General features: G+C 60.4%; 11 protein-coding genes. 9 read left to right on the top strand and 2 right to left on the bottom strand.

The genetic code is table 11. The annotated features are described in order from the left end of the window. Together BLO97_RS22200 and BLO97_RS22195 are read left to right on the top strand one after the other, a co-directional pair. On the top strand, positions 1 to 543 hold a 543-nt coding region (locus tag BLO97_RS22200), incomplete at its 5' end, for a carbon starvation CstA family protein (protein ID WP_305882563.1). A 15-nt stretch (positions 544 to 558) separates the two neighbouring features. Then, complete coding sequence (locus BLO97_RS22195; RefSeq protein WP_003201656.1) at positions 559 to 756, top strand: YbdD/YjiX family protein; 198 nt, start codon at positions 559 to 561, stop codon at positions 754 to 756. Positions 757 to 1,066: 310 nt separating this feature from the next. Here BLO97_RS22195 and BLO97_RS22190 read toward each other — a convergent pair whose 3' ends face one another. Next, positions 1,067 to 2,863: a methyl-accepting chemotaxis protein gene (locus BLO97_RS22190; protein ID WP_092348179.1), complete on the bottom strand. Its 1,797-nt coding sequence runs from the start codon at positions 2,861 to 2,863 to the stop codon at positions 1,067 to 1,069. A gap of 249 nt (positions 2,864 to 3,112) precedes the next feature. Here BLO97_RS22190 and BLO97_RS22185 point away from each other — a divergent pair, with 249 nt between their 5' ends. The 3 genes from BLO97_RS22185 to BLO97_RS22175 all read left to right on the top strand — a co-directional run bounded on the left by BLO97_RS22185 (position 3,113) and on the right by BLO97_RS22175 (position 7,456). Continuing rightward, on the top strand, positions 3,113 to 3,379 hold the full coding sequence (locus BLO97_RS22185; protein WP_014338067.1) for a DUF4212 domain-containing protein: 267 nt from the start codon (positions 3,113 to 3,115) through the stop codon (positions 3,377 to 3,379). An 11-nt stretch (positions 3,380 to 3,390) separates the two neighbouring features. After that, positions 3,391 to 5,160 carry a sodium:solute symporter family protein gene (locus BLO97_RS22180; protein ID WP_092224623.1) on the top strand — a complete coding sequence of 590 codons (1,770 nt, stop codon included), beginning with the start codon at positions 3,391 to 3,393 and terminating at the stop codon, positions 5,158 to 5,160. 169 nt (positions 5,161 to 5,329) lie between these two features. Next, entirely contained in the window at positions 5,330 to 7,456 is a 2,127-nt protein-coding gene (locus tag BLO97_RS22175) for a TonB-dependent siderophore receptor (protein WP_092348177.1), read from the top strand. 132 nt (positions 7,457 to 7,588) lie between these two features. Here BLO97_RS22175 and BLO97_RS22170 read toward each other — a convergent pair whose 3' ends face one another. Further along, positions 7,589 to 8,557, bottom strand: a complete 969-nt coding sequence (locus tag BLO97_RS22170; protein ID WP_092143693.1) for a helix-turn-helix domain-containing protein — start codon at positions 8,555 to 8,557, stop codon at positions 7,589 to 7,591. 158 nt (positions 8,558 to 8,715) lie between these two features. Here BLO97_RS22170 and BLO97_RS22165 point away from each other — a divergent pair, with 158 nt between their 5' ends. From BLO97_RS22165 to BLO97_RS32035, 4 genes are all read left to right on the top strand, one after another. After that, on the top strand, positions 8,716 to 10,707 hold the full coding sequence (locus tag BLO97_RS22165; RefSeq protein WP_092348175.1) for a TonB-dependent receptor: 1,992 nt from the start codon (positions 8,716 to 8,718) through the stop codon (positions 10,705 to 10,707). A gap of 10 nt (positions 10,708 to 10,717) precedes the next feature. After that, a complete protein-coding gene (locus BLO97_RS22160; protein ID WP_092224633.1) occupies positions 10,718 to 11,758 on the top strand; it encodes a methyltransferase in 1,041 nt (346 codons plus the stop codon). Further along, positions 11,755 to 13,047, top strand: a complete 1,293-nt coding sequence (locus tag BLO97_RS22155) for an MFS transporter (protein WP_092348173.1) — start codon at positions 11,755 to 11,757, stop codon at positions 13,045 to 13,047. The genes BLO97_RS22160 and BLO97_RS22155 overlap by 4 nt, the downstream gene beginning before the upstream one ends. A 219-nt stretch (positions 13,048 to 13,266) precedes the next feature. Further along, a complete protein-coding gene (locus tag BLO97_RS32035; RefSeq protein WP_256572213.1) occupies positions 13,267 to 13,392 on the top strand; it encodes a hypothetical protein in 126 nt (41 codons plus the stop codon). Positions 13,393 to 13,857 lie beyond the last annotated feature (465 nt).

The following is a 13,857-nucleotide window of genomic DNA, read 5'->3' as shown; positions in this document are numbered from 1 at the left end:
CGCACCGAATCCTGGCCGGCCAACCTGATCGCCACCGCCGGCTGCGTGGCACTGTGGGGTTACCTGCTGTACCAGGGCGTGATCGATCCGCTGGGTGGCATCAACACCTTGTGGCCGCTGTTCGGCATCTCCAACCAGATGCTGGCCGGTATCGCCCTGATGCTCGCCACCGTGGTACTGATCAAGATGAAGCGCCAGCGCTACGTCTGGGTCACGCTGCTGCCGGCGAGCTGGTTGCTGATCTGCACCACCACCGCGGGCCTGATCAAGCTGTTCGACGCCAACCCGGCGATCGGCTTTTTGGCCCTGGCGCGCAAATACAACGATGCCCTGGCCGCCGGCCAGGTCCTGGCCCCGGCCAAGAGCATCGAGCAGATGCAGCACGTGGTGTTCAACGCCTACACCAACGCAACGCTGACGGTGTTGTTCCTGTTCGTGGTCTTCAGCATCCTGTTCTACGCGCTCAAGGTCGGCATCGCCGCCTGGGGCACCAAGGAACGCACGGATAAGGAAGCGCCATTCCAGGCCGTGCCGGACGCTTGATAGGGGATTGCAACGATGTTCAATGACTTGAGTCGCCTCGGTAAATACCTCGGTCAGGCCGCCCGCCTGATGGTCGGCATGCCCGACTACGACAACTACGTCGAGCACATGCAAACCAAGCACCCGGACAAACCGTTGATGGACTACGAGGCGTTCTTCCGCGAACGCCAGGAGGCCCGTTACGGTGGCAAGGGCGGGCCCAAGTGCTGTTGAGTTGAGCTAAACCCAACCCCCATGTGGGAGCGGGCTTGCTCGCGAAAGCGTCGGGTCAGTCGCCGTTGATGTGGCTGACACACCGTTTTCGCGAGCAAGCCCGCTCCCACAGTTTGTTTTGGGTGTTCTCAAGATTTGCATACGCCACAGATCCCTTGTGGCGAGGGAGCTTGCTCCCGCTGGCGTGCGAAGCAGGCCCCGGCGGTTCTTCAGGCCGACCGTATCAGCCGGTTTTGCGACTGCTGCGCAGCCGAGCGGGAGCAAGCTCCCTCGCCCACAGGGTAGTTGTCTGGCTTGATTGCGCTGTTGATCACTCCGCCAACAACACCGCCGCATCGAAGCCCACCCGCAAATTGCCCCAATGACGGCCGCCGAAGAAGAACGGTACGTCGATCTCGGTCATGATTTCCCCGGTATCGCGCAGGTAGGTCTGCAGCAGGAAACGCTGGACGTTGCCCGCCGCACGCAGGCCGATCGGGTCGTTGAAGATTCGCTTGTTGCGGCACACCGGCAAATCCACCGCCCGGTCGCCGGTTGGCGGCTTGGAGACCCAGCTGTTATTCACCGGGCAGTAGCCCTTGCTGTCGACAATGAACGAAACCTTGCCACCCGGCGTGCTGCGGGTGAGTTTGTCGCATTCCTCCTGGCAGATCTGGGCAAAACGTTCGGTGTAGCTGGTCATGTACTGCTTGGGGTCGGTGCCGGGAATCGGTTGGTAATTCTGATCGAACAGGTTCAGGCCTTCACCTTGCAGCGCCTCCAGGCGAACCTGGAGCGTGTCGCGGCACTCGCTGGCGCGGGTGATGGCGGCGTCCAGCTTGCCGTGGCCGAGCACGAAGCGACCCAGCAGGGCCTGGACCTTTTCGGCCACGCCGGACAGGTCGCGGGTGGCCGTTGCCGAATGCTGCATGCGCTGGTCGATCAACTGGCTGTCGGCGTGGATCTGAGTGACTCGGTCGTTGATCCCCGTGTTGCTGTCGGCGAACTGCTGGATATGGGTCGCGATGTCCGCCAGCTTGCCGTTGGTGGATTCGAAATCGCCGATCATGCTCTCAAAATGGCCGGAGGCGCGCTCCACCACTTTCTGGGTTTCCCGGGCGCTATGGCTGATCTGGGTGGTCTGTTCGTGGGTGGAGCTGACTTCCTCGAGCATGGCGTCGATGTTGCGTGAGATGTCATCGGTGGCCCGGCTGACGTTTTGTGCCAGGGTCCGCACTTCATCGGCGACCACCGCGAAGCCCCGACCGCTTTCGCCGGCCCGGGCGGCTTCGATGGCGGCATTGAGGGCCAGCAGGTTGGTCTGGGCAGAGATCTGCTGGATCAACCCGACAATCGACTTGATGCTTGAGGAACGCTGGTTCAAGGCGCTCACCAGCGTGGCAAATTCACCGAGGCTGCTGGAGATTTCGCTGATGTTGCCGGTCACTTCCAGCAGCTCGGCGTAGGAGTCGCGGGCCATGCTCAGGTTCTGGGCGGTGGTGCTGGAAATGCCCTGGGTCTGGCGCGAGACTTCTTCGATGCGGCCCACGGCGGTGTTGCTCTGGTCCATGACTTCCTTGGCGAAGCGAGCCTGGTGGGTGGCACTGTCGCTGGAGTCGCTGATGTTCTTCAACGAGCGGGCCGATTCGACGGCGATGTGCACGGTCAGTGCCTGGACGTTGCTGATGATCTCCCGCTGCTTGGCCAGGAAACGGTTGCAAGTGCCGGCCAGCACGCGGATTTCGTCGTGAGTCACCAGCGGCAGGTCCTTGGACAGGTCACCTTCGCCATTGGCGATCTCTTCCAGGGCCTTGGTCATGGCGATGACGGGGCGCACGATGAGGTGACGGAAATACCAGACCATGAAGCTGATCATGCACAGCGTCAGGAACGCGCCGAAGAGCAGGGCATGGGTGAGGCTGTCAAGCCGACCCTCGATCTGCCCAAGCAAGGCGCCGTCCAACTGCGCATTGCGCAACTGCAGCACGATCTCGGCGCGGGCGCTGAGGGCCACCCAGTACAGCAAGCCACTGACCAGCACCAACAGGAAAAGGCTCGATAGTTTTTTGGTGAGGGTATCGAAAAACCGCATCTCGATAGACTCGTACAAGGCCTTTAACGTCTGCATGCCGCTGCTCCTGGGCAAAAAAATCTCTCAATGGAATACATTCGACCGCGAGCGCCAAAGCTTTAGGGGCGGATAGGGCTATTTGATATCACCCTGGAGACTCTGCTGCTCTTCAGCCTGCCATAACGATGGGATAGAGATGTCAATACCTATTGGAGCGAATTAGACGAAAGTCGTACTAGCGCCTTGCCTGACGACTGCTACGGTTTGAAGTGCAAAACAATAAAAACAACACGGGAGGACACCTCCATGTCCACTGAAAAGCAACAGGCTGCGCGTGCCTACTGGACGGAAAACCTACGCTGGATGCTGGTCTTGCTGGCTATCTGGTTCCTGGTGTCGTTCGGCTTCGGCATTTTGCTGGTTGATGCACTCAACACCATCAGTTTCTTCGGTACACCCTTGGGGTTCTGGTTTGCCCAGCAGGGTTCCATCTACGTCTTTGTGCTCGAGATTTTCTTCTATGTCTGGAAGATGAATCAGCTCGATCGCAAATATGACGTCCACGAAGACTGAGGGCGGCGCACATGGACACAAAAACCCTGATTTATCTGGTCGTAGGCGCCTCCTTCGCGTTGTACATCGCGATTGCAATCTGGACGCGTGCCGGTTCCACCAGCGAGTACTACGTCGCCAGCAAGGGCGTGCATCCGGTACTCAACGGCATGGCCACCGGTGCTGACTGGATGTCGGCGGCTTCGTTCATCTCCATGGCCGGGATCATTGCCTTCGCCGGTTATGACGGTTCCGTCTACCTGATGGGCTGGACCGGGGGCTACGTGCTGTTGGCGATGTGCCTGGCGCCGTACCTGCGAAAATTTGGCAAGTTCACCGTACCCGAGTTCGTCGGGGCTCGTTATTACTCGCAGACGGCGCGGGTAGTGGCGGTGATCTGCGTGATCTTCATTTCCTTCACCTATGTGGCGGGACAGATGCGCGGTGTCGGGATCGTCTTTTCCCGTTACCTGGAAGTGGATATCAACGTCGGTGTCATGATCGGCATGGCCATCGTATTCTTTTATTCGGTGTTGGGCGGCATGAAGGGCATCACCTACACCCAGGTGGCACAGTATTGCGTGATGATTTTCGCCTACATGGTGCCGGCGATTTTCATCTCGATAATGATCACCGGCAACCCAATACCGCAGTTGGGCTTTATCAGCGAAGTGGGCGGTTCGGGGCAGAGCGTGATCGAGCGGCTCAACGGCCTGGGTGCCGAGTTGGGCTTCAGCGCCTATACCGATGGCACCAAGTCGACCATGGATGTGTTCTTCATCACCATGGCGCTGATGGTCGGTACTGCGGGCCTGCCCCATGTGATCGTGCGTTTTTTTACCACGCCGACCGTACGTGATGCCCGCAAGTCAGCAGGCTACGCATTGCTGTTCATCGCCATTCTCTACACCACCGCGCCGGCCGTGGCGGCCTTCGCACGTACCAATCTGCTGACCTCCATTCCCAACGTCAGTTATGCCACCGCGCCAGCCTGGTTCAAAGCCTGGGAAAACTCCGGACTGATTGCGTGGGCGGACAAGAACAACGACGGCATCATCCAGTACAGCCCGGGTGCGGCCCTGGTCGGGGCGCCGAGTTTTACTGATGAGCGCGGGGCGCATGAGCAGCGATTGCTCAAGAACCAGCTCTCGCCAGTGGCCAACGAACTCTACGTCGATAACGACATCATGGTGTTGGCCAACCCCGAAATTGCTGGCCTGCCGGGCTGGGTGATCGCATTGATCGCTGCCGGTGGCCTGGCGGCGGCGCTTTCCACGGCTGCGGGGCTGTTGCTGGTGATCTCCACCTCGGTCTCACATGATTTGCTCAAGAGCAACATCATGCCCAGGATCAACGAGAAGCAGGAGTTGCTCGCGGCACGCATTGCCGCCGGTGTGGCGGTGCTGATTGCCGGATTGTTTGGCATTTATCCACCCGCGTTCGTCGCCCAGGTGGTTGCGTTCGCCTTCGGGTTGGCGGCGTCTTCCTTCTTTCCGGTCATTGTCATGGGGATCTTCTCCAAACGCATGAACCGCGAAGGCGCGATCGCCGGGATGATTGTCGGGCTGACCTTCACATTCACCTACATCGTCTACTTCAAGTTCATCAACCCGACGATGAACACGGCTGAACATTGGTGGCTGGGTGTTTCCCCTGAAGGTATCGGCACGTTGGGGATGGTCTTCAACTTCCTGGCCGCGGTGGTGGTGTCGCGCTTTACCGCGCCGCCACCGGAGCACATCCAGCACCTGGTCGAAGACATTCGCGTACCGAGAGGAGCCGGTGCTGCCATCGACCACTGACCACTGATCAGCCCAAGACTGGGAGAGGGAAACAAACGAGGGCGCCGGACTCATCATCCGGCGCCCTCGTTTGTGCGCAGAGTCAAGCGGGGAGATGTTAGAAAGATTTACTGGGAATCATTCTCAAAGTATATTCCCTCGCATTTCCAACCCTCTGTGAGTGCGCGTCTTGAATCGTTCCACCCCTCTCGCTAATCGCAACGTCTTCATCAAGTGTGTATTGCCGACGTTGTCTTACTGCTTCATCGCAAGCCCGGTGTGGGCGCAGGCCGCTCTCGAACTGCCGGCCACGGACATCCAGGGCAGTCGCGTCACTCAGGACGAGGGCTATACGACGTCGCAAGCCAGTACGGCGAGCAAGAGCGATGTACCGATCAAGGAAGAGGCGCAATCGATCAGCGTGGTGACCCAGCAGACCCTGGCCGACTATCAGGTGCGCTCGCTGGCCGATGCGATGAAGTTCGTCAGCGGCGTCAGCCAGGGCAATACCCTGGGCGGCTCGAGGGATTCGCTGGTCAAGCGCGGGTTCGGCACCAACGACGACGGCTCGATCCTGCGCGACGGCGTGCGTTCGAACCTGGGCCACAACTTCAGCGCCACCACCGACCGCGTCGAAGTGCTCAAGGGCCCGGCCTCGATGTTGTACGGCGCGCTGGAGCCCGGCGGCCTGGTCAACGTCATCAGCAAGAAACCGGAATACACGCAAAGCACCACGCTGAGCGGCTCGGCCTACAGCGAAGGCGGCGGCACCATGGCCTTGGACACCACCGGGCCATTGGGAGACACCGGCCTGGCCTATCGCTTGATTGCCGAGCGTGGTCATGAGGATTACTGGCGCAACTACGGGGTCAACGAGAGCACGCTGGTCGCGCCGTCCCTGGCTTGGACGGGGGAGCGGGCCTCGTTGAATCTCAGCTATGAGTACAACGAATATTCCAATCCCTTTGACCGGGGCACAGTGTTCCGCAATGGACATCCGGCGGACATCGATTATGACAAGCGCCTGGACGAGCCCTGGGCCAAAAGCGTGGGCATTCGCGAGACAGCGACGGCGCGTTTCGAGTATGAGCTGAGCGAGGCGTGGAAAACCCGCGTGACCTATGGCTGGAACAATGATCGGTACAGTCTTTCGATTGCGCAGCCGAGTCTGTCGAAAACCGGTGTTTTTCAGCGAGCCGCCAATGGTGCTCATTACGACGACGAAACTCGTTATGCCAGTTGGGACTTCCTGGGCAAGCAGGAATTTTTCGGGCAGCGTCATGACTTGCTGGTCGGCGTCGACAACCAAGTGTCAGATCAATTTCGCGGCAAGACCTACCGTGGCCCCGCAACGCCGGGGTTCGACATCAACGCACCGGTTTATGGCGGTCTAAGCGAGCCCAGTGTTGTCAATGCTCCCCAAAGCGACCTGCGCAACCAGTTGACCTCCAGTTCCATTTATCTCAAGGACAATTGGCATCTCGATGATCGCTGGATCCTTGTGTTCGGCGGTCGCTATCAACATTACGACCAGTACAGCGACCAGGGTTTGGGTAGCGCTTACAAGCTCAACCGGGATGATAACGGCGATGCCTTCGTGCCGTTCCTCGGTCTGGTCTATAAAGCCACGCAGGAGCTGTCGCTGTACGGTAACTACAGTCGCTCGTTCAAGCCGAACGACACGGTGGACGATAACGGCAGTACCTTCGACCCAGAGGAAGGGCGCAGCTACGAGATCGGGGCCAAATATGATCCGTTGCCAGGATTGAACATCAATCTTGCGTTGTTCGACATCGAAAAAACGAACGTCGTGACCAATAGATTGGTCGGCGAAAAAAACATCGCAGAAGCCGCCGGAAAAGTCGGCTCCCAAGGCCTGGAACTCGACATCACCGGGCGCCTTTCCGAGCGCTGGGAGCTGATCGGCACCTACGCCTACACCCACACGGAGATCCTCGACGATCCGAAAAACGAAGGCCATCGTCTCGCCGACGCGCCTAAACACACTGCCAGCCTGTACCTGACCCATCACCTCAACGTTCCCGCCGAGTTCGGTGCCTGGCACGCCGGGGGCGGAGCGCGGTACGTTGGCGAACGGGCCGCCAACAACGACAACAGTTTCTGGCTCAGCAGCTACACCGTGGCCGACGCCTTCCTGCGCTGGGAGTCGCCGGTCTTGGGCCACAAGACCTCGCTGCAGTTGAATGTGGATAACCTGTTCGACAAGCAATACTATCCGTCCTCCACCGGCAGCGAGTTGCAGGTCGCGGTAGGGGAGCCGCGTACCGCACGGCTGAGTGCCAGCGTGACGTTCTGATCGCGCTCAATAAAAAATGCCCGGACCTTGGATCCGGGCATTTTTTTCCGTCGATTCAGGCCTTGAGCCTGGGAGACTCCAAGACGGCAGATCAGGTTTGACGCCCGGAATCACCCAGGCGCCCGCGCAATGTCAGCGACGCTTGCCGAATACCGTCTTGGGCGATTTGCCGAAGAACCGGGTAAATGCCGCACTGAAATTATTCGGAAACTTGTAGCCGACCTGATAGGCCGCCTGCGCAACCTGGCATCCGCTTTCCAGCAGGGTATAGGCCTTGCGCATGCGCATCTCATGCAGCATGCGATGGGGCGTGGAATTGAAGCGGTGATGCAGGCCTTCCTTGAGCTTGAATTCATTGAGCCCGACGGCTGCACACAGGTAGGGAATGGTCAACGGCTGGTCCATTTGTTCGATCATGATGTCCCGTGCCCGGTCGAGTTTTTCGATGTCGCTGGCGCTGAATTGCGGATTCTGGATGCAGGGGGTGGGCGGGCTTATCAGTTTCAGTTGTTCGGACAGCAGACTGAGGGTGTGGATGTGCATGTCCAGCGCGCCGGTCGCGCCCTGGTTGAGATAGCGCGCCAGGGCGGTGGCGTGGCTGGCGCTGGTGGCCGAAGTCTTTTGGAAGGCCAATTGGCGCACATTGCCGTTGCCCAGTAACTGGCGGGTGCGCTGCTCGCCGATGTATCGGTTGAGCATGCTTTCACCGATCAGCAGCCGGAGCTGGGACACCGTCGTCCCGGCCTCGTAGCAACGTTCGCCCAGGCTCAATTGAAACGAGGTGATGGTGGTATAGCCGGCACGGAATGATACCGCCGAACCGTCGGCCCCCTTGTAGCCGGAGTCGCCTTGCATGCCAAATGTGATGACCAGCATGTGGCGATTGTGAGGGCTGACGGTTTCCTCGATCAAATGACGCGTGGGGCGATAGCGCGAACGAACCACCATCAGGTCATTGTCGACCAAATAGCGCTCTGAGTAGCACTCGCCCAGTTCCCCCGGCAGTTGCTGGCGTGTCCAGCCACAGGCATCACTGCTGATCAGCCGCGAATGTGTTGGCGCTACTCGATAGGACTGGGAAATCTTCTGTAGGGCCGCCACTTTATAGGGTCCTCCTGGTTGACTCTGGCTTGCATATGGATTGATCCAGATTCCATATGAACTACATGATAACTATTCGCATTAATCAATACCATGTTTGTATCTCAACTGCTATCGCCAGAACGAGGCAGTCGCTGATTCATTGATGGGGGAGTGCGATGGTCAAGCCTGTATTGAAAGCTCGTGGTTGCGTTTGGTGCGTCGGTTGTTGCCTGGGTGTGGCCGTGAATGTGGCGGCCCAGACTGAATTGGCGCCGATCACGGTGACGGCGAACAAGATCGAACAGCCGCAAGAAGCGGTTCCCGCCAGTCTGTCGGTGTTGACGGGTGAGGACCTGCGCAATGGCGCTATCCATGACCTGCAAGACCTGGCGCGAGCCACACCCGGCTTTACCTTCCAGCCATTTGGCCAGTCGGGCACCAACCTGCCGGTGGTGCGCGGCCTGACCGCCAGCCCGACGGCGTTTTCCTCCTCGATGCTGATGCTGGTCGATGGCGTGCCGACCTTGATGGGGCAGGGCTTCGATCATGATTTGCTGGGCGTGGAACGTATCGAGATTCTGCGTGGGCCGCAGTCGACCTTGTATGGCCGCAACGCTGAAGCCGGCGTGCTGAGTATCCACACTCGCCAGCCCGATGCCCAGCCATACGCTCGGGTCGAAGCCGGTGGCGGCAGTCGCGATAGCCGGACCCTGGGCGTTGATGCCAGTACCGCGCTGGTCCCGCAGACGCTGTTCGCCGGGGTTTCCGGGCAGTGGCGGGAGCAGGACGGTTACATTGACAACGATTGGCGCGGCGGGCAGGCCGATGATCGTGAACGTCACAGTGCTCGCATGGTATTGCGCTGGACGCCCACGCTGGCCACTGACGTCAACCTGCGCTACAGCCGCCAGGATTATCGCGACGGTGGGTCCCAGTGGGGGGCGGCCGACTCATCCCCGCGCCAGGTGCGCTCCGGCACCTCGAGTTGGAACCATTCCAGCGGTCGCAGCCTGTCCGTGGACGTGCTGCATGAGTTCGACTCCGGTTTGAAGCTGCGTTCGATCACAGCCCGCAATGACTTCTATGACCGGGTGCGCCAAGACACCGATTTCCAGCCTGCCGACCTGTTTCATGTCGGTCGCGATTACCACTTCAACACCATGTCCCAGGAATTTCGCCTGGAAGGCCAATGGCGCCAGAGCCAGTGGCTGCTCGGCGTCTATGCCGATCGCGACGACCATGACCTTTCCTACGAACAGAAACTGCCCGTCGGCCTGTCCCGCACGGATGTGCAATTGGGGGGTAATACCACGGCCCTGTTCGGTCAATGGCTGATGCCCCTGGCCGAACGCTGGACCCTGACCCTCGGCGCTCGTACCGAACAGGACAAGGTGCACATCGATCCCCAAGGCGGCAGTCGTCAGAGCCAGCAGTGGCAACGCTTTACCCCGAAGGTGTCGTTGCAGTACGAGTGGCAACCGGATGCCTACCTGTACGCCAGCTATGCCGAAGGTTTCCGCGCCGGAGGTTTCAACGCCTTCGCCAGTGCCGCCGATTACCCGAGCTATGACCCGGAAAAGGCCAAGACGTATGAAGTCGGCGCCAAAGGCTGGCTGGACGACCAGCGCCTGCGTTATTCGGCCGCCCTGTATTGGATGGACGTGCGTGACATGCAGGTGCAGCAGTTGATCCAGCCGGGCCTGGTGTATATCACCAACGCGGCGTCGGCCCGCTCCACGGGGCTGGAGCTGGAAGCCGAATACCTGCTGGCCGACCACTGGACGCTGGTCGGTTCCGTGGGCCTGAACCGGACCCGTTTCGAGCGCTTCAGTGAAGGCAACAGCGATTACCAGGGCAATCGCAATCCCTATGCCCCCGACTTCACCGGCCATTTGAGCCTGCGCTACGACGCCTCCGCCGGTTGGTGGGCCCAGGCCGGCCTGGATGGGGTCGGCAAGACCTACCTGGACTCAGCGAACCGGTACAGCCGTGGAGGCTACGGACTGATCAACCTCACTGCCGGTTATGACGTTGGCCGCTACGGAATCAGTGCCTATCTGAAGAACGCCGCTGACAAGCGTTACGACGCTGTCGGCTACCTGAGCGGCACCGCCCGAGTCTACAGCCCGCCGAGAGAAATCGGCCTGCGTGTGAGTTATGAACTGTGAGCTGCGAATGATGAACGGAATCGACCTGGCAACACCCCACCCCCTGCAACCTTACTGGGACCTGACCTTGGCCGGCGTGCGTGCCGATGTCCTGCGCATTGCCCTGGAATGGAAGTTGTTCAACCTGCTGCAAGTACCCGTCACGGCGCAGGCCATTGCCCGACAGCTGCAACTTGACCCCGTGAACACCGGTTACTGGTTGGACGCGTTGTGGAATATGGAGTTGCTGGTGCGTGACCAACAACAACCGCCGCGCTACCACAACGCCGCGGTGGCCCATGACTATTTGCGCGCCGAGGCGCCGGACTATTGCGGCGATGCGTGGACGTTCCGCCTGCGCGGGCTTCGCCATTTTGGTGGACAGTTGGGCGATCAAGTACGGGCGGGCCAGCCCAGTGGGCAGGCACCGAACGTGGCGACCACCATCGAGAACTGGACGGCCGCGGCACGTCTGCAACTGGCCCAGGAGCAACGGGCCGTCACGGTGGAGGTGGCGTTGCGCTTGATGGCAGGAATCCCCGAGTTCGCCCATGCCCGCCGATTCCTGGACCTGGGGGGCGGGCCAGGATTGGTGGCAATTGCCCTGGCCCGGGAGAACCCGCTGCTGAGCGGCGAGGTCTTCGACTTCCCCCAGACTGTCAGCGTGGCGGCGGAAAATATCAGCAAGGCCGGCCTCCAACAGCGTCTGGCAGTACGTGGTGGGGATCTGGCGAGCGATTGTATTGGTGAAGGGTATGACCTGATCTGGTGTTCCTCGGTGTTGCACTTTGTCCCTGACCTGGCGGCGAGCCTGGAGAAAATCCATGCCGCGTTGCGTCCCGGCGGCGTGCTGGTCAGCGCTCATGCCGAGGTCCCGCCCGACCCCGATCTGGCTCGGCGGGTCATGCCTTATTACCTGTCGATGCAGATGCTCGGTCGTCAGATCACCCATTCTGGCGGCCTGTCCGAGGCATTGACCCGCGCCGGGTTCGTCAATATTGACCATTACCCCGAGGTGGCCTTTGCGGTCGCGCCGGTAGCAGTACAAGTGGCGCGTCGGAGCGGTTCATGAACGGCGCAAACAACGCCCGTATGTGGCGACTCCAATGGCTGTTCGGCTGGCTCCACTTCGTCCTCGCGGTTCCCGGCATCTACCTGCTGCTGGGGCTTCCGCTGGTCATGCGCGAGCACGGCTGGTCGGGTACCGACATCGGGTTGTTCCAGCTGACGGGGCTGCCAGCGGTGTTCAAGTTCCTGTTGGCATTGCCCGTACAGCGTTATCGGTCAGTCCAAGGACACTATCGACTTTGGGCATTGGTGCTGTGCCTGTTGTTGGCGCTGCTGCTGGTGCTGGTTAGCCAGCAGGCGATTACCGCCAATCGCCTGTTTCTCTTCGGCCTGGCTTTCGTCGCCGGCGTGCTGGCGACTTGGGCCGATATCCCGGTCAATGCCCTGGCCATCAAGTTATTGCCACAGACGCAACGGTCGCGCGCTGGGGGGATCCGTTCGGCCGCGCTGTTTCTCGCCGCCATCGTGGGCGCCGGCGTCATGTTGCTGGTGCAGGCGCGCTGGGGCTGGCAGGCGCCGTTTCTGTTGATGGCCGCCGGGCTGTTGGTGGCGCTGGTCTTCCTCGTGTTATTGCATGAGGGAGAGGTCAAGGACGATGGTCTTCAAGCACCCCGGCGGTCGTCGGTCGATTGGTCGGGTTTTTTCCGGCAGCCCGGCGCACATCTCTGGATCGGGTTGTTGCTCAGCGGTTTTCCGTTCCTGGGCGCCGCGTGGCTTTACCTCAAGCCGCTGTTGCTGGACCAGGGAATGCCCGTGCAAGAGGTGGCCTGGATCGCCGGGGTCGGCGGTGGAGTGGTCGGTGTCCTGGCGAGCGTACTGGGTGCAAGGGTGGTGCAACACCTGGGTCCGGCAAGGGCGACGCCGTGGTTCATGATCGGTGCCTTGTCAGCACTGCTGGCATTGACGAGCGCTGTCTGGCTCCAGGTCTCGACCCCATGGCTGGTGGCGGCGGCCTATCTATTGGCCACGGCCATGGGGGCGGTGTCGAGCCTGATGTTCGGCCTGATGATGTTTTTCTCCCGACGCCTCCAGCAGGCCCACGACTACGGTCTCCAGGCCAGCCTGTTTGTACTTACCCGTCTCCTCGTGCCGATTGGCGCCGGAGCGGTGCTCGACCGCAGTGGCCCGGCGGCAATGCTTGCCGGACTGTGCCTGGCGATGCTTGGCGTGTGTGTCCTGGCGATGGCTGCGCGAAGCTCGATTGCTCAGGCCACGACACACGCCGGTGGCCCTGTTGGCCAGACTGCCCGAGCCAGCGACAAATGCTCCCCTCACATAAGTTCGACCCAATAGGAATGGAGTCCATGAAGGCAACCTTAGGTATCTGTTTGGTTACCCAGACGCAGCCTCTGATCGAGGATGTGGCATTTGTCGTCGAGTATCTGCAGGCCTGCTTGCAGCCCCCGGCCAATAATCCCGACTGGTCGCCTCGGCGGCTGGACTGTTGTCGGTGGTTTTTTTGGACGGGTTCGCCGTGGGACCGCCGTTGTTCGGTCTGTTCCAGCGCGGGCCTTGAGTGCCACGCACCATCGCAGTCTGATCTTTCATTACGGCGCAGGGCTGGGCCGTTGCTTGCTGGATGACGTCTTGGCCGATGAGTTGGCGGAACAGGCCGTGCAGCAGTCAGGTTCGCCATGAAAACGGAAGTTGGCGTGCCGACGATAGGCCGGGCCTGGGCGATGCTTGGCCTGAGTGTCGGTGCTAGGCTGTAGGGTGTGCCTTACAGCCAGGACGCCATGCTAGCGTGTCAGTACTGGCAACGCAGTATGCCGGTGCACAACTGGCGGCAATTTATTCGCAGTGACAATTTTCGAGACGGCTGTTTCCTCGGTCACTGCTACCGGACCTCGTCCGCTGGGGAGCAGAAAGTGGAGACAGCCTGCGGCAGTTTTTTCTTGCTGACAGCTTTGCTGGCCTGGACCGGTGAGCTCGATCCAAGCGTTGTCTAGGAGGTTGCTTTGCGCGGCACCCCGCTCAGGCATCGAGCAGTGAGTATAAATTTCCCCTTTTCAGGGCATTGAATCCCTGACACCTAGCTTTTTGCACCTATTCGACCCGTTCCAGGGTTCGCTGGAGAAGGCTGAAATAAACGTTTCAGCCTTC

Origin of the sequence: Pseudomonas sp. NFACC05-1 (assembly GCF_900100135.1) — a bacterium.
Taxonomy (GTDB): Bacteria; Pseudomonadota; Gammaproteobacteria; order Pseudomonadales; family Pseudomonadaceae; genus Aquipseudomonas; species Aquipseudomonas fluorescens_Q.
This window is presented reverse-complemented; position numbering and strand designations above follow the sequence as displayed.

Excerpts from the sequence above, each read along its gene's own strand:
- BLO97_RS22195 (WP_003201656.1), top strand. The coding sequence starts at position 559 with ATGTTCAATGACTTGAGTCGCCTCGGTAAATACCTCGGTCAGGCCGCC.
- BLO97_RS22190 (WP_092348179.1), bottom strand. The coding sequence starts at position 2,863 with ATGCAGACGTTAAAGGCCTTGTACGAGTCTATCGAGATGCGGTTTTTC.
- BLO97_RS22185 (WP_014338067.1), top strand. The coding sequence starts at position 3,113 with ATGTCCACTGAAAAGCAACAGGCTGCGCGTGCCTACTGGACGGAAAAC.
- BLO97_RS22180 (WP_092224623.1), top strand. The coding sequence starts at position 3,391 with ATGGACACAAAAACCCTGATTTATCTGGTCGTAGGCGCCTCCTTCGCG.
- BLO97_RS22165 (WP_092348175.1), top strand. The coding sequence starts at position 8,716 with ATGGTCAAGCCTGTATTGAAAGCTCGTGGTTGCGTTTGGTGCGTCGGT.
- BLO97_RS22160 (WP_092224633.1), top strand. The coding sequence starts at position 10,718 with ATGAACGGAATCGACCTGGCAACACCCCACCCCCTGCAACCTTACTGG.
- BLO97_RS22155 (WP_092348173.1), top strand. The coding sequence starts at position 11,755 with ATGAACGGCGCAAACAACGCCCGTATGTGGCGACTCCAATGGCTGTTC.